This is a genomic window from Nocardioides sp. CPCC 205120, from assembly GCF_048654585.1.
Classification (GTDB): domain Bacteria; phylum Actinomycetota; class Actinomycetes; order Propionibacteriales; family Nocardioidaceae; genus Nocardioides.
The window spans coordinates 771,279-790,634 of sequence record NZ_JBMCYY010000002.1 but is presented as its reverse complement, the minus strand read 5'-3'; the positions used below and the strand labels follow the sequence as shown (position 1 = coordinate 790,634).

The following is a 19,356-nucleotide window of genomic DNA, read 5'->3' as shown; positions in this document are numbered from 1 at the left end:
GTGGCGCTCCCGTTCGACCCCATCGACGAGGCCCGCCGGCAGTGGGAGCTGCGCTGGGAGGGCGGCACGGTCATGCACGCCGTCACCTCCCTCATGCGCGTGCAGCAGCTGGTCATCGCCCGCCTCGACGCCCTGCTCAAGCCGCACGGGCTGACCTTCGCCCGCTACGAGGCGCTGGTGCTGCTCGTCTTCTCCTCCCGCGGGTCCCTGCCGCTGGGCAAGATGGGCGAGCGGCTGCAGGTCCACCCCACCTCCGTGACCTCGATCGTCAACCGCCTCGCCGCCGCCGGGCTGGTCGAGCGCCGCCCGCACCCCGACGACGGCCGCGCGGTGCTCGCGGAGATCACCCCGCAGGGCCGCGAGCTGGTCGAGCGGGCGACCGCCGACCTCGTCGCCGCCGACTTCGCGCTCGGCGCCCTCGACGCCGAGCAGCACGCCGCGGTGTCCGCGCTGCTGGCGCCCGTCCGTCGTGACGCGGGGGACTTCTGATGACGTCGTCCCGCACCCACCGCACCCGGTCCGGTCGCGCCCGGACTGCCCGCTCGCTGGCGCTCGCCCTGCTCCTGCCCGCCGCGGTGCTCGGCACGGGGGCCGCGGCCCCGGCCGTCGCCGCCGAGGACGCCCCGCCCCGGCTGTCCCTGCCCGACGACGTGCCGCGCCTGGACGCCGACGACCCGGGCGCGCCCGCTGCGCTGCCCGTCGGCTGGAGCCGCGCCGAGCTGGGACCGAGCGACGGGCCGGGCGAGACGCTCTACTTCTCCTACCGCCGCCAGGTCGAGGGCAGCACCGTGCACGTCGCCGCGTCCACCCCGGGTTCCGCCCCCGGGGCGGAGGACGGCTTCCGGCTCGAGGTGACCGCTCCCGACGGCGACTCCTGCGCCTCGGACTCGATCGTCCGCTACGAGGGGGGCGGCATCGGGCTGCTCACCCTCGGCCTCGCGGCCGGCCCCGGTGACCCGCGCGAGGACGACCCCTCCGCCGCGCCCTGCGCGGAGACGACGTCGGTGCGGGTGACCGTCGAGCGCTCGGCCCCCGTGGTCGAGGCGTCGTCGCCCCTGTGGCTGCGGGTCGTGGAGGAGTCGCCGCTGAGCGATGCCGACGACCTCCCGTCCCCCGAGGAGGAGCCCGAGACCGGCCCCGTGGACGTCGACGGCGCGGCCCGCGAGCTGGACGGCGCCACCGACGTGACGACCGCGCCCCTGCTGACGACGGGCATCTACCGCGGGACCGTCCGGGTCGGCGGCCAGACCGCCTACCGGGTGCGTCTCGGCTGGGGTCAGTCGGTGGCGGTCGAGGCCGTCGTCGACGGGCTGGACGAGGACGCCCTCGAGGAGGCCGGGGCGGGTGCCGGCATCGGCGTGCGGATCCTCGACCCGATGCTGGCCCAGCGCGCCACGACCACCGACGCCGTCCTCGGCTCGGACGTGACCACGGCGCGCGCGGCGCTGCCCGCCGTGGGCTACCTGCAGCGGTACGAGGCCGGTGGCCCGTCGCTGCCGGGCGAGCACGTCGTGCTGGTGGGCTCGGCCCCCGGCTACGACGGCGAGCCCACGGCGTACCCCGTCGACGTCACGCTCCGCGTCGCCGTCACGGGCCCGGCGGACGCTGCGGGGCCGCCGTACGCCACGGAGCCGGCGTTCCTCCTCGGCGAGGACCAGCGGGCCGACGAGGTCCTGCTCTCCCCGGACGGCGCGGGCGCGTCGGTGGCGCGCCTCGTCACCGGCGGCGCGCTGCTCGCGCTCGGGCTGGGGAGCCTGGCCGGCGGCGCCGTGCTGCTGCGCCGCCGGGGCCGTGGTCAGGCGGTCAGCAGCAGGTAGGCGCCGGCCAGCGTGGCCAGCAGCCCCAGCACCAGCAGCACCACGGCCGGTACGGCGGACCGCCGCGGCGTCGCGGCCACCGGCCGGTCGACGCGCGTCGGCGCGGGCGCGCCGGGGGCGAGCCGCGCCGTGCCGCCGCCGACGCCGCCGACGTGGGTCGGCGCCTCGTGCCCGGTCCACGCCGTCGGCCCGGCGATCGTGGGCGCGCGGCCCTCGCGGGGGTCGTGGTGCGGGGGAGCGTCGGTGGGCGGCGGAGCCGTCGTCAGGCGCCGCGGCACGACCACCGGGGGTCCGGACGTGGGCAGGTGCTCCAGGCGCAGCGCGGCCAGCTCGGCGCGCAGGGCCGTGGCGCCGGCGGGCCGGTCGTGGGGCTCGGTGGCCGCCGCCCGCTCCAGGAGCGCCCGCAGGTCCGACGCAGGGCCGGGCGGCTCCGGAGCGTGGGCGAGCACGCCCTGCTCACCGGAGGGCCGCCGGCCGGTCAGCATCTCCAGGCCCACGCGGCCCACGGCGTAGAGGTCTTGGCGGGGGTCCGGGTCGGCGCCCTGCCACTGCTCGGGGGCCATGTAGCCGGGGGACCCGATGGCCATCGGGCCGCGGGTCAGGCGGGGCTCGTCGACGGGGACGGCCACGCCGAAGTCCGTGAGGCGCAGGTGGGGGCGACCCGCGCCCGTCGCCTCGAGCAGGAGGTTCGCGGGCTTGACGTCGCGGTGCACGACCCCGGCGGCGTGCACGGCCTCGAGGGCGGCGAGCAGCTGGTCGAGGAGCGTGCCGATGAAGGGGAGGGGGAGCGCCCCGCGCTCGCGGAGCAGGTCGGCCAGGGAGCCGCCGGCGACCAGCGGCATGGTGAAGAGCACGCGGTCGTCCATGCCGGCCCACGACTGCGGGGTGACGACGTGGTCGTGGGCGATGCGCACCGACTGCTCGCGCACGAAGCGCAGCAACGACGCGGCGTCGGACTGGCGCAGGATCTTCGCCGCCTTGACCCGCCCGTCCGTGCGGTCCAGGACGGTCCAGACCGCCCCCATGCCCCCCATGCCGATCGGCTCGAGCAGCTCGTAGCGCCCCGCGAAGACCTCACCCACCCGGCCACCCTAGGGCGTGGGGGCGGCCGCGGGGGATCAGCCCACGCGCAGGGTCTGCCCGGTGATGCCGGCCGCGCCCGCGCTGGCGAGGAACTGGACGGTGTCGACGACCGCGGCGCGGGTCGACTCGCCGAGGCTGCCGCGCACGCGCCGGGGCCGGGTGAGCAGGGTGCCCGACGTGTGCGGGGCGCGGCGCCCGATCTGCACGTGGTACCCCTGCTCGACCCGGGGCGAGGTGAGGCACGCGTTCACCCGGACGCCGTGGCGGCGCACCGAGGCGGCCAGCGCGCCGACCGCGGCGACCAGGGCGGCGTCCGCCGCCTCCGCGACCCGCTCCACGTCGGCGGCGTCGACGGCGTCGCCCGGGGGCTGCAGCGCCCACCACCCGGTGGTGGCCCGGGTGCACACGACCGCGCCGCCGCCCTGCGCCGCGCTGGCCGCGAGCGCGTCGCGCAGCCGCCGCACCAGCTGCAGCGGACCGACCAGGCCGAGGCGGCTCGCCTCGACCACGAACTCGAGGTCGGCGGCGCCGAGGTGCCGGGGCAGCTCGGGAGCCGCCGCCAGCACGAGCACGTCGGTGCGCTCGCTGCGCGCGGCGAACTCGGCGATCGCCTCGGGGTGGTCGAGGGCGAGCTGGCGGTAGCGGAAGCGCGTCAGGTCGGCGTCGTAGAAGCCGGTGAGGTGCTGCGCGCCGGTCACGGTCACCTCGGCGCCGGTGTCGGCGAACGCGTGGGCCACGGCCAGGCCCGTGCCGGCCGTGCCGCCGGCCACGGTGACGCGGTGGCCCGAGAAGTCGTAGCGGGGGTAGTTCACGTCAGTCCTTGGATGCCCGAGAGAAGTCCGTCCAGGAGCGGCCATCATGGCACGGTCCGCCGACGGCACCGGGGCCGCGCGCGCCCCGGGACCCCGCGGTGCCGCCGGATCCGCCACAATGACGGGCATGACGCAGCGACCGTTCTCCCGTCCCGGTGCCATCGACCTGTCGGTGCTCAAGCGGCCCGCCGGCGCCCCCGCCCCCGGCGCCGCGCCCGGCGGACCGGGTGCCCCCGGAACCCCCGGTGCCGCCGGTGGCGCGGCCGGTGGGGGTACGGCGGGTGGCCCCGCCGGCAGCCCCTCCCCGTACGCCACGCTCGTGGACGAGCAGAGCTTCCAGACCGTGCTCGAGGCGTCGCGCACCGCAGCCGTCCTCCTCGTCTTCTTCTCGCGTTCCCGGATGCCCGAGAGCGGCCAGCTCGCCGACGACGTGGCGGCGCTGTCGGCGGAGTTCGAGGGCCGCTTCCTCGTGGGTCTGGTCGACATCGACGCGACGCCGCAGATCGCGCAGGCCATGCAGATCCCGTCGATCCCGCTCGTGGTCGCCGTGCTGGACGGCCGGCCCATGCCGCTGTTCCAGGACGTGCTGCCGCTCGAGGAGCTGCGCGCCGCGCTCACCCAGGTCGTGCAGCAGCTCGCGGCCCAGGGCATCACGCAGCGCCACCAGCCCCTGCCCGGCGCGGCCGGTGCGGTCGTCGCCGACGACGAGGACGGCGGCGAGCCGCCGATCGACCCCCGCTACCTGCCCGCGCAGGAGGCGCTCGAGGCCGGCGACAACGACCGCGCCGTCGCCGAGTACGAGAAGCTGCTGGCCGCCAACCCCGCCGACGCCGAGGCGGCGACCGGCCTGGCCCGGGCCAAGCTGCTGCGCCGCACCGCGACCGCCGACCTCCAGGCCGCCCGCGCCGCGGCCGCCGAGCGGGCCGACGACGTCGACGCGCAGATCCTCGTGGCCGACCTCGACGTGCTCGGTGGGCACGTCGACGACGCGTTCGCCCGCCTCGTCGAGGTCGTGCGCCGCACGGCGGGCGACGACAAGGAGCGGGTGCGCCAGCACCTCGTCGAGCTGTTCGGCGTGGTCGGCAACGCCGACCCGCGGGTCGCGCGGGCGCGCCAGCAGCTGGCCTCCGCCCTGTTCTGAGCGAAGGCCCTCAGCGCGCCGCCCACGCCGCGTCGAGCGCGGCGAGGGTGGCGGCGACCGCCGGCGACGACCCCTGGGTACGCCGGTGCAGCGCGAGCACGGTGCGTGTCGGCTCCGGGTCGCTCACCTCGACGGTGGTGAGCCCGGGGCCGAGCGCCGCCCGGCCGAGCCGGGGGACGAGCGCGATGCCCAGCCCGGCGGCGACCAGGGCCAGGTGGGAGTCGAACTCGCGGGACTGGTGGGCGATCCGGGGCCGGGCCCCGGTGCCGTCGTGCATGCGCTCGAGCCACTCGCGGCAGATCGTGCCCGGCGGGGTCGCGATCCACGGCTCGCCGACGAGCGCGGCGGCGGTGACGCTGCCCCGCCCCGCCAGCGGGTGGTCGGCCGGCAGCACGACGTCGGCCGCGTCGCGGCCGATCTCGCGGGTGGCGACGTGCTCCGGCACCGCGAGCGGCACGTCCCCCCACGAGTGGGCCACGCCCACGTCCACCTGGCCGCGGGACACCAGGTCGACGGCGTCCCACGGCTCCTCCTCGGTCAGCGCGAGGACCAGGTCGGGGTGGGCGTCGAGCAGCGCCCGGGCCGCTGGCGCGACGAGGCCGCGCACCGCGGTGGAGAACGCCGTGACCCGCAGCCGGCCGACCACCGCCCCCGACCCCGCGTGCAGGTCGGCCTCGATGCGCTCCAGCTCGGCGAGCAGGGCCGCCCCGTCGGCCACGAGCTGCCGGCCGGCGCGGGTGAGCACCACGCCCCGTCCGACGCGCTCCAGGAGGTCGAGGCCCGCCTGCCGCTCGAGGCGCTTCACCTGCTGCGAGACCGCGCTCGGGGTGTAGCCGAGGGCGTCGGCCGCCGCGACGACCGAGCCGTGGTGGTCCACGGCGCGCAGCGACGCGAGGGCGGCGAGATCGATCATGCAGCGACGCTACATGGTCACGCGGTCGATCCGTCGCTGGTGCTTCATGGTCCTCGGGGCGCAGGCTGGACGTCGTGAGCCGCCGTGACACCCTCCTCGCCCTCGTCGTCGCCCTCGTGTGGGGCCTGAACTTCGTCGTCATCGAGTGGGGCATGGCCGGCGTGCCGCCGCTGGTGTTCCTCGCGCTGCGCTTCGTCGTGGTCGCGCTGCCCGCCGTGTTCCTGGTGCCGGCGCCGGCGGCGCCGTGGCGCACGGTCGCCCTCATCGGGGTGCTCATGTCGCTCGGCCAGTTCGGCCTCCTCTACGCGTCGCTGCACGCCGGGATGCCGCCGGGGCTGGCGGCGCTGGTGCTGCAGGCGCAGGTGCTGCTGACCATCGTGATCGCCGCGGGCGTGCTGGGGGAGCGGCCGGGGGTCGGTCAGCTCGTCGGCGTGCTGCTCGGCTGCGCCGGTCTCGGCGTGGTGGCGGTGGGGCGCGAGGCGACGACCCCGGTCCTCGCCCTCCTGCTGTGCCTCGGCGGCGCCCTGTCCTGGGCGCTCGGCAACGTGGCGGCCCGCGCGTCGGGGATCACCGGCGGCCTGGGGCTCACGGTGTGGTCGGGGCTCGTCGTACCGGTCCCGGCGCTCGGCCTGGCCCTCCTGCTGGACGGGCCCCGCGTCGTGGGCGACGCCCTGGCCGGTCTCGGGTGGGAGGCGGTGGTCTCCACCCTCTACACCGCGGGGCTGGCGTCGCTGGTGGGCTACGGCATCTTCAACTCGCTGCTCGGCCGGTACGCCGCCGCCCAGGTGGTGCCGTGGATCCTGCTGGTGCCCGTGGTGGCGATGACCTCCGCGTGGGCCCTGCTGGGGGAGCGGCCCAACGCTGCCGAGGCGCTCGGGGGCCTCGTGCTGCTCGCCGGGGCCGGGATCGCGCTGGCCCCGCGGCGTCAGCGACCGGACTCGGTGTACGCCGGCCCGTCGCCCGCCACGTTGGCGAGCGCCGCCCCGACCCGGCGCGCCGTGAAGTCGGCGCAGCGCTCCGCGACCTCCGCGGGCGTGCAGAAGGCCAGGCCGCGGATCTCCTTCTCCTGGCGCACCACCCGGGAGACCAGCGCGTCGGCGTCGTGCACGCCGCCGTCGAACACGAGCGTCACGGCGTCGTCCCAGCCGCTCCACGGCGGCAGCCAGTCCGTCAGCAGCAGCCGGCCCGCCGGGATGTCGAGCGCCAGTTCCTCGAGCACCTCGCGCGACGTGGCGACCTGCGGCGACTCGTTGACCTCCACGACCCCGCCGGGCAGGTCCCAGTCGCGCTTGTAGGTCAGCTGGCACAGCAGCACCCGCCCCGCCGCGTCGCGCACCAGCATCTGGCCGATCGCGCGCTTGCGGGGCAGGAACGAGTTGAGCAGCGCCCGGAAGCCCTCGGGCTGGTCGGTCGGGGCGTCCGTGGCGAGGCGGGCGTAGAGCACGTGGTCGACCGGGCCCTCCGGCAGGGGCAGGCCGCGCAGGACGCCCTCGCGGCGCATCCCCGACCACGTGGCGACCCGCTGGCCCAGGGCGTCGTCGGCGCGGACGCGCGCCTCGACGCGCGCGTGGGTGGCGAGCGCCTCCTCGACCCCGGCGCGGACGGTGGCGACGGCGTCGGCCCAGCCCTCGGTCACCGCCTCGGAGCCCCAGGTCACGTGGGCCACCCCGGGCGACAGCGTCGCGACGTGCACGGGGCCACGGTGGTCACTCACGCCGTTCACCCTACCGACAGGTGCGACCCGTAGGCTCTCGCGCCGTGACCACGACCCGCCTGCTCCGCACGACCGTCCTCGCGGCGGTCCTCACCCTCTCCGCGACCGCCTGCTCCGGTGGCGACGACGGCGACTCCGACGACGGCGGGGAGGGCCGGCCCGACGCCCTGTCGAGCGCCACCGACAACGCCGCGTTCGAGGACTCGGTCTGCGACGAGCCGCCCGCGGTCCTGGAGGAGCTCGTCGGCCCCTACGAGGTGGTGCCGCCCGAGCAGCTCACGCTCGGCGACCCCGACTCCGACGAGACGCAGTACGTCGCGTGCGGCTGGGTGGACCAGGCGAGCGGCCTGACGTCCTTCGCCGTCGAGCTCTACCCGTCCGACCCGCCGACCGTGTTCTTCACCGAGCCGTCGCCCGGGGAGACGTGCACCGAGATCACCGTGGCGGGCTACGACCACGGCCACTCCTGCACGCCGGTCGACGAGACCGCGCCGCCGCTGGCCAAGCTCGAGGTCCTCGCGGTGGACGGGGAGCAGTCGCTGCTGTGCCGCCTCCACGCGGGCTTCGACCGGACGACCACGCCCGCGGTGGACCTGAGCGGGCAGGTCGCCACCTTCACCGAGGCCTGCGAGGAGATGCTCTCCTCCGCCGGCGCCTGACGCCGGACCCCGAACCGCAGCTCCCGCCGGGCCCGAGGGCCCGGCGGGAACGGAGCGCCGAGCCCGGTCAGGCCCGGCGGAACCAGACCGCGCCGAGCGGCGGCACCACGATGTCGGCGTGCGCCGGCTGGCCGAGGTGCTCGCCCTCGACGGCCTCGATGCCACCGAGGTTGCCGACGCCGGAGCCCGTGTAGGCCTCCGCGTCGGTGTTGAGCACCTCGTCCCAGCGGCCCGCCGCGGGCAGGCCGACGCGGTACCCGTCGTGGGGCGAGGCCGCGAAGTTGATCACGCAGACCACGTCCGGGGCGCCGGGGGCGCGCCGTACGAAGGAGAGGGTGTTGCGCGACGCGTCGTTCGCGTCGACCCACTCGAAGCCGGCGGGATCGCCGTCGGCGCCGTGCAGGGCCGGGCTGTCGACGTACACGCGGTTGAGGTCGCGCACCAGCGCGTGCACCCCGCGGTGCTCGGGGTGGTCCAGCAGCCACCAGTCGAGCTCGCGCGACTCGGCCCACTCCGACTCCTGGCCGAACTCGCAACCCATGAACAGCAGCTGCTTGCCCGGGTGCGCCCACATGTAGGCCAGGAAGGCGCGCAGGTTCGCGAGCTGGCGCCACCGGTCGCCCGGCATCTTGCGCAGCAGGGAACCCTTGCCGTGCACGACCTCGTCGTGGCTGACCGGCAGCACGTAGTTCTCCGAGAACGCGTACACGAGCGAGAAGGTCAGCTCGCCGTGGTGGTACGCGCGGTGCACCGGGTCGTGCGCGACGTAGTTCAGCGAGTCGTGCATCCAGCCCATGTTCCACTTGAAGCCGAACCCGAGGCCGTCGACGTCGGTGGGGCGCGTGACGCCGGGCCACGACGTCGACTCCTCCGCGATCGTGACGATGCCGGGCACGCGCTTGTAGACGGTCGCGTTCATCTCCTGCAGGAAGTTGACCGCCTCGAGGTTCTCCCGGCCGCCGTGGACGTTCGGCGTCCACTCGCCCTCCTCGCGGGAGTAGTCGAGGTAGAGCATCGAGGCGACGCCGTCGACGCGCAGACCGTCGGCGTGGAACTCCTCGAGCCAGAACAGCGCGTTGGCGACGAGGAAGTTGCGCACCTCCCGCCGGCCGAAGTCGAAGATGTGGCTGCCCCACTCCTTGTGCCAGCCGCGCTGGGGGTTGGGGTCCTCGTAGAGGGCGGTGCCGTCGAAGCTCACCAGCGCCCACTCGTCGGTCGCGAAGTGGCCCGGCACCCAGTCGAGGATGACGCCGATGCCCGCCTGGTGGAGGCGGTCGACGAGCCGCTTGAAGCCGTCGGGGTCGCCGAAGCGGGAGTCCGTCGCGTAGTACGACGTCACGTGGTAGCCCCACGAGCCGCCGAACGGGTGCTGCATGACGGGCATGAGCTCCACGTGGGTGAAGCCGAGGTCGGCGAGGTAGGGGACCAGCTCGTCCGCCAGCTCGTCGTACGACCGGCCGCGGCGCCAGGAGGCGAGGTGCAGCTCGTAGACGCTCATGGCCTCGGCGACCGGCTGCTTCGTGGCGCGCTCGGCCATCCACGCGTCGTCGCCCCACACGTGGGACGACTCGTGCACGACGGAGGCGGTCAGCGGCGCCACCTCGGTGTGGAACGCCAGCGGGTCGGCCTTCTCGCGCCAGGTGCCGTCGGCGCCGAGCACGTCGAACTTGTAGTGGGCGCCCGCGCCCACGCCCGGCAGGAAGATCTCCCACACCCCGGAGACGCCGAGCTGGCGCATCGGCAGCTCGCGTCCGTCCCAGGAGCTGAAGTCGCCCTTGACCCGCACACCCTGCGCGCGGGGCGCCCAGACGGCGAACGAGGTGCCGCTGACGGGGCTGTCGGCGCCGTCGTAGTGGCGCACGTGCGCGCCCAGCACGGTCCACAGCTGCTCGTGGCGGCCCTCGTTGACCAGGTGCAGGTCGGTCTCGCCGAGGGTCGGCAGGTAGCGGTACGGGTCGTCGACGAGCACCGGTTCGCCCTCGCCGTAGCGCACCTGGACGCGGTAGTCGGGCACCTCGGCGACCGGCAGCACACCCACCCACACGCCGGAGCGCTCGTGGGTCAGCGGCGTGCGGCGGCCCCCGTGCACCACCTCGACGGAGGAGGCCAGGTGGCGCAGGACGCGCACCGTGACGCCGCCGTCGTGGGGGTGCGGACCGAGCACCGCGTGCGGCTGGCCGTGACGGCCGTCGACGAGCAGGTCGAGCTCGGCCGTGTCGACGGGCTTCGGCCGGGGCGTCGGCTCGGGGGAGGCGGGGGTCGCTGCGGGGGTGGCTGCGGGGGTCATCGGGCTCCGATCCTGGCGATCGCGGCCAGGGGGATGCCCACCCAGCCGGGCCGGTTGCGGGTCTCGTAGACGGTCTCGTAGACGGCCTTGTCGGCGACGTACGCGGTGAGCAGGGCGTCCTCCTCGGGAGTCAGGTCGCGGCCGGCGTACGCCGACAGGAACGCCCGTCGGTTGTGCGCCGCCCATTCCTCGGCCCGGTACCCACGCTGCTCGGCGATCGCCTCGTCGGGCGCCTCGAGCGTGCGGGCGACGACCCGGGGGGCGTAGTCGAAGGAGCGCAGCATGCCCGCGACGTCGCGCCACACCGTGTCGGGAACGAGCCGCTCGTGCAGCGGCTTGGCCGGCTCGCCCTCGAAGTCGACGATCTTCCAGCCGCGCGTCGTGCGGAGGGTCTGCCCGAGGTGCAGGTCGCCGTGGACCCGCTGGACGGGCACCTCGTCGAGCTCGGCGACGCGGTCGAAGCGGGCGCGCAGCCCGTCGGCGTACGGCGCGAGGTCGGCCACCACCTCCAGGGCGGCGTCGAGGCGGCGGTGCATGGAGTCGGCGAGCGCGCGCACGTCGTCGCCGCGGAGCAGCTCGACGGGGAAGTGCTCGGCCAGGACGGCGTGGGTCTCGGCGAGCGCGACGCCCAGGCGGGCGGACTCGCCGGCGAAGTCGCCGCCGACCTCGTCGGCGTGCAGGTCGGCCTCGGCGAACAGGTTGCGCACCGACGCCTGGGCGAGGTCCCACCCGTCGCTGGCGGTGCGCAGGAACTGCTGGAGCATCGCGAGCTGGATGACCGCGTCGGAGGTCTCGTCGACCACGTCGAGCCAGCCGTAGAGCGCGGCGACGTGGTCGGAGCCCGCGCGGGTGAGCACGTCGTGCACCTGCACGTCGGGGTTCACCCCCGGCGTGACCTTGCGGAAGATCTTCATCAGGGCGTCCTCGCCGAACATCACCGAGGAGTTCGACTGCTCGCCGCTGAAGAGGCTGCCCTTGGCGGTGACGTCGAGCTCGTGGCCCGGCAGGCGGTGGAAGACCAGGCTGCTCGAGGCGTCCACGGCGTTGTCCCGGGCGCGCTCGAAGGCGGCCAGCCACGCGCGCATCGCGACGCGGTCGTGCGCCGCGTCGTACACGTGGGCCCAGCCGTGGTCGGTGCCGTCGGGGTCGTCCGCCGCGCGGGGCAGCCCCGGCACCTCCCACCAGCCGACGAAGGCGTGGTCGAGGCGCTCCTGGCGGTCGCGGTAGCAGGCCACCGGCACCTGGTAGAGCTCGGTGGAGCCGTCGGTGCCCTCCGTGCCCTCCGCGACGTCGGTGTAGGTCACCTCGACGAGCTCGATCGCGACGAAGGGGTCGTCGTCGGCCCCGGTGCCGCGCAGGTCACCGGCGCGGCGCACCGCGCTGACGTGGAACGGGCGGCCCTTGCCGCCGAACCACCGGGCGTGCGCCAGGTGCTCGGTGAGGCGCTCGGCCGGGGTGTGCTCGCTGTTGTCGGTCACGACGGACCTCCCTGGGCGGACTGCGTGGTGGACTCGACGGAGGTGTCGGAGCCCGTGTCGTCGGCGGGGGCGGTGATGCGGAACCAGTAGAAGCCGTAACCCCCGAGGGTCAGCAGGTAGGGCAGCTCGCCGATCGCGGGGAACGGCACGCCGCCCAGCAGCTCGACCATCCCGTGCCCCTCGAAGCGACGCAGGTCCAGCTCGACCGGCTGCGGGAAGCGCGAGAGGTTGTTGACGCAGAGGATGACGTCCCGCTTGCCGTTCTCGTCGGTGTGCTCGCGCACGTAGGACAGCACGCTCGGGTTGGAGCCGCCGAGGTCGTGGAACGCGCCGAGGCCGAAGGCGTGGTGGCCCCGGCGGACCTGCAGCAGGCGCCGCGTCCAGTGCAGCAGCGACGAGGAGTTCTCGAGCTGCGACTCCACGTTGACGCTCTGGTAGCCGTAGACCGGGTCCTGCACCAGCGGGAGGTAGAGCTTGCCCGGGTTGGCGACGGAGAAGCCGGCGTTGCGGTCCGGCGTCCACTGCATCGGCGTGCGCACGCCGTCGCGGTCGCCGAGCCAGATGTTGTCGCCCATCCCGATCTCGTCGCCGTAGTAGAGCACCGGAGAGCCCGGCAGCGAGAGCAGCAGCGCGTTGAACAGCTCGAGACGGTTGATGTCGTTGTCGAGCAGCGGCGCCAGTCGTCGCCGGATGCCGATGTTGGCCTTCATGCGCGGGTCCTGCGCGTACTCCGACCACATGTAGTCGCGGTCCTCGTCCGTCACCATCTCGAGCGTCAGCTCGTCGTGGTTGCGCAGGAAGATGCCCCACTGGCAGTTCGACGGGATCTCCGGGGTCTGCTCCAGGATCTCCGAGATGGGGAAGCGCGACTCGCGGCGCACCGCCATGAAGATGCGCGGCATGACGGGGAAGTGGAACGCCATGTGGCACTCGTCGCCGCCGGACTCGAAGTCGCCGAAGTACTCCACCACGTCGGCGGGCCACTGGTTGGCCTCGCACAGCAGCACGCGACCGGGGTAGTTGTCGTCGACGAACTTCCGGACCCGCTTGAGCATCTCGTGGGTCTCCGGCAGGTTCTCGCCGTTGGTGCCCGGGCGCTCGTAGAGGTAGGGCACGGCGTCGAGGCGGAAGCCGTCCATGCCCATGTCGAGCCAGAACGCCATGGCCTCGAGCATGGCCTCCTGGACCTTCGGGTTGTCGAAGTTCAGGTCGGGCTGGTGGCTGAAGAACCGGTGCCAGAAGTACTGCTGGCGCACCGGGTCCCACGTCCAGTTCGACGGCTCGGTGTCGACGAAGATGATGCGGGCTTCCTCGTAGAGGTCGTCGTTGTCCGACCACACGTAGAAGTCGCCGTACGGGCCCTCGGGGTCGGACCGGCTCGCCTGGAACCACGGGTGCGCGTCGCTCGTGTGGTTCATGACGAAGTCGATGATCACGCGGATGCCGCGCTTGTGGGCCTCGTCGAGGAAGAGCCGGAAGTCGTCGATCGTGCCGATCTCGGGGTGCACGCCGGTGTAGTCGGCGACGTCGTACCCGCCGTCGCGCAGCGGCGAGGGGAAGAACGGCGGGATCCACAGGCAGTCGACGCCGAGCCACTGCAGGTAGTCGAGCTTCTCGACCAGCCCGCGGAAGTCACCCGTGCCGTCGCCGTTGGAGTCGCGGAACGAGCGGACCAGCACCTCGTAGAAGACGGCGGTCTTGAACCACTCGGGCTCGATGTTGGCCATCGGCTCGGCCGGCTCCACGTCGGGCGTCGGGGGCACCTCGGGCACCTGGTCGACCAGGGGCCCGTGGGCGACGGGGTCGGTGGCGGTCATCGGAGGCTCCTGACGGTCAGCACGTGCGCGGGCTCGTGCGAGGGGTCCAGACGGACGTAGTCGTGCTCGCGCCAGGTCCACGTGTCGCCGGTGAAGGCGTCGGTGACCTCGAAGGCCTCGGCCCACTCCAGCCCCAGGGAGGGCATGTCGAGATGGACGGTGGTCTCGCGGGTGGCGTGGGGGTCGAGGTTGATCACGACGATGACGACGTCGTCGGTGCCGTCCGGGCCGGCGCCGGGCGCCCGCTTGGAGTACACGATGACGTTCTCGTCGTCGCTGTGGTGGATCGTGATGTTGCGCAGCAGCTGCAGCGCCCGGTGCTCGCGGCGCAGCTCGTTGAGCCGCGTGAGGTACGGCGTGAGCGTGCGGCCCTCGGCCTCCGCGCGGTCCCAGTCGCGGATGCGGACCTGGTACTTCTCCGAGTCCAGGTACTCCTCGCTGCCGGGCTTCACCGCCACGTGCTCGTAGAGCTCGTAGCCGGCGTAGACGCCCCAGGTCGGCGAGCTCGTCGCCGCCAGCGCGGCGCGGATCTTGAAGGCCGCGGGCCCGCCGTACTGCAGGAAGGCGTGGAGGATGTCGGGGGTGTTGACGAAGAAGTTGGGCCGCATCACGTGGTCGGTCTCGGTGGCGAGCTCGCGCAGGTAGTCCTCGATCTCCCACTTCGCCGTGCGCCACGTGAAGTACGTGTACGACTGGTGGAAGCCGACGGCGCCCAGGCCCCGCATCATCGCGGGCTTCGTGAACGCCTCGGCCAGGAAGATGACGTCGGGGTCGGTGCGACGGACCTCGGCGAGCAGCCACTCCCAGAACGCGACCGGCTTGGTGTGGGGGTTGTCGACGCGGAAGATGCGCACGCCGTGGCGCATCCAGTGCTTGACGACGCGCAGCACCTCGCGGCAGATGCCGGTCGGGTCGTTGTCGAAGTTGACCGGGTAGATGTCCTGGTACTTCTTCGGCGGGTTCTCGGCGTACGCGATCGTGCCGTCGGCGCGCGTCGTGAAGAACTCCGGGTTGCTCGTCACCCAGGGGTGGTCGGGCGCCGCCTGCAGGGCGAGGTCGAGCGCGACCTCCAGGCCCAGGTCGCCGGCGCGCGCGACGAAGGCGTCGAAGTCGTCGATGGTGCCCAGGTCGGGGTGGACCGCGTCGTGGCCGCCGTGGCGCGATCCGATCGCCCACGGCGAGCCCGGGTCGTCGGGGCCGGGGGTCAGGGTGTTGTTCGGGCCCTTGCGGTTGACCTCGCCGATGGGGTGGATCGGGGGCAGGTAGATCACGTCGAAGCCCGCGGCGGCGACGGCGTCGAGCCGCTCGGCCGCGGTGCGCAGGGTGCCGCTGACGACCTTGCCGGCGTCGTCGACGTACGCGCCCTCGGAGCGCGGGAAGAACTCGTACCAGCTGCCGAACAGCGCGCGGGCGCGGTCCGCGAAGAACGGGAACGGACCCTCGAGGGTCACGAGCTCGCGCAGCGGGTGCGCCGCGAGCACCGCCCGCACCTCGGGCGCCTCGAGGCGCGAGAGCCGCTGGGTCGCGGGGGAGGCGTCGTCGGTGGTCACCGCCAGGGCGTCCTGCAGCACCTCGGTCTCCGCCCCGGTGAGCCCGCCCTCGGCCAGCACCCGCTCGATGAGCAGGCGGCCCTCGGTGAACATCAGGTCGACGTCCACCTCGGCGGGGATCTTCACCCCGGCGGCGTGCTGCCAGGTCGCGATCGGGTGCGACCACGCCTGGATGGTGAAGGTCCAGGGGCCCTCGGTGTCCGGGGTGACCCACGCGGCGTACTCGTTGGGCTCGACGGGGTGGGGCTCGAGCGGGACCGGCGGCCTGCGCACGCCGGCGGGGTCGGTGAGGACCACCTCGGCGCCGAGGCGGTCGTGTCCCTCGCGGAACACCGTCGCGGTCACGGGGAAGGGTTCGCCGACGGTCGCCTTGGCCGGTTGACGGCCGAGGTCGACGACGGGCGCGACGTTCATGACGGGGATGCGTCCGACCATGGGCCCGACCCTAGGGGGTGGGGGGAAGCGGGCGCGAGCCGCTCAGAGGTCGGGGCCCCGGCCGATCTCGCGGCGGGCCTGCCGGGCGCTGAGCAGCGCCATCACCCGGGCGATGACGAGCGCGATGTAGAGCATCCCGGCGATCTGCTCGATCATCACGACCGAGCGGGCGTGGGGGAGCACGGGCACGACGTCGGAGAGGCCCGTGGTCGTCAGCGTCGCGACCGACAGGTAGAGCAGCTCGACCCAGGTGCGCTCCGACTCCGGGTCCACCGAGGCGATGAACGAGCCGGGCCACACGACCTGGACCGCGGCGTACAGGTAGGCGAAGCCCCACGCCACGACGGTGAAGGTCGCGCCGGTCGCCCAGATCTCGTCGGTCGTCACGTGGTCGTCGTGGAACATGTACCGGATCAGGGCGTAGGCCGTGTACAGGTAGAACGCGGCGTGGAGCACCGACGACGCCACCACGATGCCGTCGTCGGGGCGCACCGCCTCGAGGACCGTCAGCACCACCACGGGCACCCCGAGCACGACCGAGACCCACGTCAGGGCCTGCGTGGCGCGCACGGCGAAGACCGCGAGCGCCAGCACGAGCAGGCCGATGGTGCTGAACAGGCCCCGTCCCGTCGGCGAGTCGCCGAGGAACGGGTAGGCGAGGATCCCGGCCAGCTGCACGAGCATCAGCACCGCGGAGGGCCGGGCGCGCAGCCAGCCCCAGGTGCGGGAAAGCGGTTGAACGCCCGTGGTCGCCACGGCGACGATGCTGCCATGACCCCGGGCCCGCTGGTGGACGTCCTGCCGACCGCCGACCTCGTCGTGCGGGCCGGGCGGCTCGAGCTGCGTGCCGTCACGGACGACGTGCTGGGGCCGCTGGGGCGGCTGGCGGCCGCCGGCATCCACGCCGACGACGCCATGCCGTTCGACGTTCCGTGGTCCGTGGCCCCGCCGGCCGAGCTGCCGCGGCGGGTCGCGCAGTTCCACTGGGGCGTCCGCGCGCGCTTCTCCGCCGAGGAGTGGGACCTGGAGCTGACGGCGTACTGGGACGGCGGGCTCGTGGGCTGCCAGGGGTTCTCGACCCGCCGCTTCCTGCTGACCCGCACGGGCGGGACGGGCTCCTGGCTGGGCCGCGCCCACCAGGGGAGGGGGATCGGCACGGCGATGCGCCGCGCGATGTGCGTGCTCGCCCTCGACCACCTCGGCGCCACCGAGGTCACCTCCGGCGCCTACGCCGACAACCGGGCGTCCCTGGCGGTGAGCCGCAAGGTCGGGTACGTCGTGGACGGCACCTCGCGGGTGGTGCGGGTACGCGCCGGGGTCGAGGAGGTCGTCGCCCGCCACCGGCTCGTCGTCACCCCCGCGACGCTCGTGCGGGGCGACGCGCCGGTCGAGGTCGCGGGCCTGGCGCCGGTGCGCGCGGCGGTGGGTCTGCCGCCCGTCAGGTGGCCCGGATGACGACGACCGAGCGGCTGCGCACGTCGAACAGGTCGCCCGCCTTGAGTGAGGTGCCGACGGGGACCTCGTCGCTCGTGGACAGCACCACCTCGCCGGACTGCACCCAGTCGTTCTCGGGCAGCAGCACCTGCACGGACTCGTGGTCGGCGTTGAACCAGAGCACGAAGGAGGAGTCGACCTGCTGCTCGCCCCGGGGGCCCGGCGAGCGCAGCGGCGCGCCCGAGACGAACATGCCGACGGCGCGCTGCGCCCCGTCGTGCCAGTCCTCGGCCCGCATCTCGCGGCCGCTGGGGTGCAGCCAGGCGACGTCCTTCGGGCCGCCGCGGATCGTGGGCCGGCCCTCGAACCAGTGTCGTTGGCGCAGCGCCGGGTGCTCGCGCCGCAGCCGCAGCGCGGTCTTGACGACGTCGTACACGTCGAGCCACGCGTCGTCGGGGCGCCAGTCGATCCACGACGTGGGGTTGTCCTGGCAGTAGGCGTTGTTGTTGCCCCCCTGCGTGCGGCCCCGCTCGTCGCCCGCGGTGATCATCGGCACGCCGTTCGACAGGCACAGGGTCGCCATCAGGTTCGCGGCCTGGCGGCGTCGCCGGGCGAGGATCCGCTCGTCGTCGGTCTCGCCCTCGACCCCGTGGTTCCAGGAGCGGTTGCCGTCCGTGCCGTCCCGGTTGTCCTCGCCGTTGGCCTCGTTGTGCTTGCGGTCGTAGGAGACGAGGTCGCGCACGGTGAACCCGTCGTGCGCGGTGACGAAGTTGACCGAGTTGTACGCCGAGCGGCCGTCGTCGGCGTACAGGTCGCTGCTGCCGGCGAGCCGGGTGGCGACGCCGTGCAGCCCGGGGGTCTGGCCGCGCCAGAAGTCGCGGACCGTGTCGCGGTACTGGTCGTTCCACTCCACCCACGGCGGGGGCATGGCGCCGACGAGGTAACCGTCCATCGACGCGTCCCACGGCTCGGCGATGAGCTTGACGTGGCGCAGCACCGGGTCCTGGCCGATGGCGACGAGCAGGTCGCCCTTCATGTCGACGCGGTGGCCGGTGCGGGTCAGGGCCGACATGAGGTCGAAGCGGAAGCCGTCGACGTGCATCTCGGTGACCCAGTAGCGCAGGGAGTCGAGGATCATCCGCAGCGCCAGGGGGTCCTCGCTGTTGACCGTGTTGCCGCAGCCGGTGACGTCCCAGTAGGTGTCGTCGAAGGGGCCGAGCGGGCCGGGGGCCGGGTCGGTGGCGGTGGGGGTCGGCGGCGCGACGCGCCGGTAGAAGCCGCGGTCGTCGAGGCCGCGGAAGGACAGCGTCGGCCCCCCGGGCCCGGCCTCCGCGGTGTGGTTGTAGACCACGTCGAGGATGACCTCGATACCCGCCCGGTGCAGGTCCTTGACCATCTGCTTGAACTCGGCGACCTGCCCGCCCCGGTCGCCCGACGCGCTGTAGGCGTTGTGCGGCGCGAAGTAGCCGATGGAGTTGTAGCCCCAGTAGTTGGTCGCCCCGCGCGCGGTGAGGCCGGGCTCGGAGAAGAACTGGTGCACCGGCAGCAGCTCGACGGCCGTGACCCCGAGGTCGTTGAGGTAGTCGGTGACCGCCGGGGTGCCGAGCCCGGCGTAGGTGCCGCGCAGCTCCTCCGGCACGCGGTCGTGCAGCTGCGTGAAGCCCTTGACGTGCAGCTCGTAGACGACCGTGTCGCGCCAGCGGCGCTGCATCGGCCGGTCGCCCTCCCAGTCGAAGGCCGGGTCGACCACGACGCTGCGGGCCGTGCACGGCGCCGAGTCCTCGTCGTCGCGCCGCGTCGGGTCGTCGAAGCGGTAGCCGAAGAGCGGCTGGCGCGGGTCGATCGTGCCGCTCACCGCCTGGCCGTAGGGGTCGAGCAGCAGCTTCGCGGGGTTGAATCGCATCCCCTGGGCGGGGTCCCACGGCCCGTCGACGCGGTAGCCGTAGCGGGTGCCCGGGGCCACGCCCGGGAGCGCCCCGTGCCAGATGCCCAGCGAGCGCTCGGTCAGCGCGTGCCGCACCTCGGCGCCGTCCTCGTCGAACAGGCAGACCCAGCAGGCGGTCGCGTGGGGGGAGTAGACGGCGAAGTTGGTGGACTCCGGCGACCAGGTCGCGCCGAGCGGCCAGTTGCGTCCCGGCCACACGGGGGAGACCTGGCCCTCGTAGCTCCACAGACCCGGACTCATGACGCCCATCATGGGCGACGCGGGCCGCCCG

At 74.2% G+C, this 19,356-nt stretch carries 15 protein-coding genes and 1 pseudogene; 6 read left to right on the top strand and 10 right to left on the bottom strand.

Going from position 1 to position 19,356, the window contains the following annotated elements:
• Nucleotides 1-489 (top strand): MarR family winged helix-turn-helix transcriptional regulator, encoded by a 489-nt coding sequence (locus tag ACOACO_RS14740; protein ID WP_420297021.1) that lies wholly within the window; start codon nucleotides 1-3, stop codon nucleotides 487-489.
• Nucleotides 489-1,817 (top strand): hypothetical protein, encoded by a 1,329-nt coding sequence (locus ACOACO_RS14735; RefSeq protein ID WP_420297020.1) that lies wholly within the window; start codon nucleotides 489-491, stop codon nucleotides 1,815-1,817. The genes ACOACO_RS14740 and ACOACO_RS14735 overlap by 1 nt, the downstream gene beginning before the upstream one ends.
• Here the strand turns inward: ACOACO_RS14735 and ACOACO_RS14730 are convergent.
• Together ACOACO_RS14730 and ACOACO_RS14725 are read right to left on the bottom strand one after the other, a co-directional pair.
• Nucleotides 1,796-2,899, bottom strand: coding sequence for a serine/threonine-protein kinase (locus ACOACO_RS14730; protein WP_420297019.1), 1,104 nt, complete (start codon nucleotides 2,897-2,899; stop codon nucleotides 1,796-1,798). The two genes, ACOACO_RS14735 and ACOACO_RS14730, sit on opposite strands and share 22 nt — an antisense overlap.
• Before the next feature lie 36 nt (nucleotides 2,900-2,935).
• Nucleotides 2,936-3,712, bottom strand: a complete 777-nt coding sequence (locus ACOACO_RS14725) for a hypothetical protein (RefSeq protein WP_420297018.1) — start codon at nucleotides 3,710-3,712, stop codon at nucleotides 2,936-2,938.
• A 127-nt stretch (nucleotides 3,713-3,839) separates the two neighbouring features.
• On the opposite strand from ACOACO_RS14725, the gene ACOACO_RS14720 reads away from it, so the two are divergent.
• Nucleotides 3,840-4,853: a co-chaperone YbbN gene (locus ACOACO_RS14720; protein ID WP_420297017.1), complete on the top strand. Its 1,014-nt coding sequence runs from the start codon at nucleotides 3,840-3,842 to the stop codon at nucleotides 4,851-4,853.
• Between the two features lie 10 nt (nucleotides 4,854-4,863).
• Here the strand turns inward: ACOACO_RS14720 and ACOACO_RS14715 are convergent, their stop codons facing one another.
• Nucleotides 4,864-5,766, bottom strand: a complete 903-nt coding sequence (locus ACOACO_RS14715) for a LysR family transcriptional regulator (protein WP_420297016.1) — start codon at nucleotides 5,764-5,766, stop codon at nucleotides 4,864-4,866.
• A 152-nt stretch (nucleotides 5,767-5,918) separates the two neighbouring features.
• Here ACOACO_RS14715 and ACOACO_RS14710 point away from each other — a divergent pair.
• Nucleotides 5,919-6,614: pseudogene (locus tag ACOACO_RS14710) on the top strand (EamA family transporter); the annotation flags it as partial.
• Nucleotides 6,615-6,691: 77 nt separating this feature from the next.
• On the opposite strand, the gene ACOACO_RS14705 reads toward ACOACO_RS14710, so the two are convergent.
• Nucleotides 6,692-7,480, bottom strand: a complete 789-nt coding sequence (locus tag ACOACO_RS14705) for an NUDIX hydrolase (protein ID WP_420297015.1) — start codon at nucleotides 7,478-7,480, stop codon at nucleotides 6,692-6,694.
• A gap of 44 nt (nucleotides 7,481-7,524) precedes the next feature.
• Here ACOACO_RS14705 and ACOACO_RS14700 point away from each other — a divergent pair, with 44 nt between their 5' ends.
• Complete coding sequence (locus tag ACOACO_RS14700) at nucleotides 7,525-8,139, top strand: hypothetical protein (RefSeq protein WP_420297014.1); 615 nt, start codon at nucleotides 7,525-7,527, stop codon at nucleotides 8,137-8,139.
• Between the two features lie 67 nt (nucleotides 8,140-8,206).
• Here ACOACO_RS14700 and glgB read toward each other — a convergent pair whose 3' ends face one another.
• The 5 genes from glgB to ACOACO_RS14675 all read right to left on the bottom strand — a co-directional run bounded on the left by glgB (nucleotide 8,207) and on the right by ACOACO_RS14675 (nucleotide 16,462).
• Nucleotides 8,207-10,426: a 1,4-alpha-glucan branching protein GlgB gene (gene glgB, locus ACOACO_RS14695; protein ID WP_420297013.1), complete on the bottom strand. Its 2,220-nt coding sequence runs from the start codon at nucleotides 10,424-10,426 to the stop codon at nucleotides 8,207-8,209.
• Nucleotides 10,423-11,904, bottom strand: a complete 1,482-nt coding sequence (locus ACOACO_RS14690) for a maltokinase N-terminal cap-like domain-containing protein (RefSeq protein WP_420297012.1) — start codon at nucleotides 11,902-11,904, stop codon at nucleotides 10,423-10,425. The genes glgB and ACOACO_RS14690 overlap by 4 nt, the downstream gene beginning before the upstream one ends.
• On the bottom strand, nucleotides 11,901-13,631 hold the full coding sequence (gene treS / locus ACOACO_RS14685; protein WP_420297243.1) for a maltose alpha-D-glucosyltransferase: 1,731 nt from the start codon (nucleotides 13,629-13,631) through the stop codon (nucleotides 11,901-11,903). The genes ACOACO_RS14690 and treS overlap by 4 nt, the downstream gene beginning before the upstream one ends.
• Before the next feature lie 86 nt (nucleotides 13,632-13,717).
• Nucleotides 13,718-15,706 (bottom strand): alpha-1,4-glucan--maltose-1-phosphate maltosyltransferase, encoded by a 1,989-nt coding sequence (locus ACOACO_RS14680; RefSeq protein WP_420297011.1) that lies wholly within the window; start codon nucleotides 15,704-15,706, stop codon nucleotides 13,718-13,720.
• Between the two features lie 42 nt (nucleotides 15,707-15,748).
• Nucleotides 15,749-16,462: an ion channel gene (locus ACOACO_RS14675; RefSeq protein ID WP_420297010.1), complete on the bottom strand. Its 714-nt coding sequence runs from the start codon at nucleotides 16,460-16,462 to the stop codon at nucleotides 15,749-15,751.
• A gap of 15 nt (nucleotides 16,463-16,477) precedes the next feature.
• On the opposite strand from ACOACO_RS14675, the gene ACOACO_RS14670 reads away from it, so the two are divergent.
• Nucleotides 16,478-17,161 (top strand): GNAT family N-acetyltransferase, encoded by a 684-nt coding sequence (locus tag ACOACO_RS14670; protein ID WP_420297009.1) that lies wholly within the window; start codon nucleotides 16,478-16,480, stop codon nucleotides 17,159-17,161.
• On the opposite strand, the gene glgX is transcribed toward ACOACO_RS14670, so the two are convergent.
• Nucleotides 17,145-19,325 carry a glycogen debranching protein GlgX gene (gene glgX, locus ACOACO_RS14665; protein ID WP_420297008.1) on the bottom strand — a complete coding sequence of 727 codons (2,181 nt, stop codon included), beginning with the start codon at nucleotides 19,323-19,325 and terminating at the stop codon, nucleotides 17,145-17,147. The two genes, ACOACO_RS14670 and glgX, sit on opposite strands and share 17 nt — an antisense overlap.
• Nucleotides 19,326-19,356: the final 31 nt, after the last annotated feature.

What these genes read in the sequence shown, in the direction of transcription:
- ACOACO_RS14735 (WP_420297020.1), top strand. Translation starts at nt 489, where the DNA reads ATGACGTCGTCCCGCACCCACCGCACCCGGTCCGGTCGCGCCCGGACT.
- ACOACO_RS14720 (WP_420297017.1), top strand. Translation starts at nt 3,840, where the DNA reads ATGACGCAGCGACCGTTCTCCCGTCCCGGTGCCATCGACCTGTCGGTG.
- ACOACO_RS14715 (WP_420297016.1), bottom strand. Translation starts at nt 5,766, where the DNA reads ATGATCGATCTCGCCGCCCTCGCGTCGCTGCGCGCCGTGGACCACCAC.
- glgB (WP_420297013.1), bottom strand. Translation starts at nt 10,426, where the DNA reads ATGACCCCCGCAGCCACCCCCGCAGCGACCCCCGCCTCCCCCGAGCCG.
- treS (WP_420297243.1), bottom strand. Translation starts at nt 13,631, where the DNA reads ATGGCCAACATCGAGCCCGAGTGGTTCAAGACCGCCGTCTTCTACGAG.
- ACOACO_RS14680 (WP_420297011.1), bottom strand. Translation starts at nt 15,706, where the DNA reads ATGGTCGGACGCATCCCCGTCATGAACGTCGCGCCCGTCGTCGACCTC.
- ACOACO_RS14670 (WP_420297009.1), top strand. Translation starts at nt 16,478, where the DNA reads ATGACCCCGGGCCCGCTGGTGGACGTCCTGCCGACCGCCGACCTCGTC.
- glgX (WP_420297008.1), bottom strand. Translation starts at nt 19,325, where the DNA reads ATGAGTCCGGGTCTGTGGAGCTACGAGGGCCAGGTCTCCCCCGTGTGG.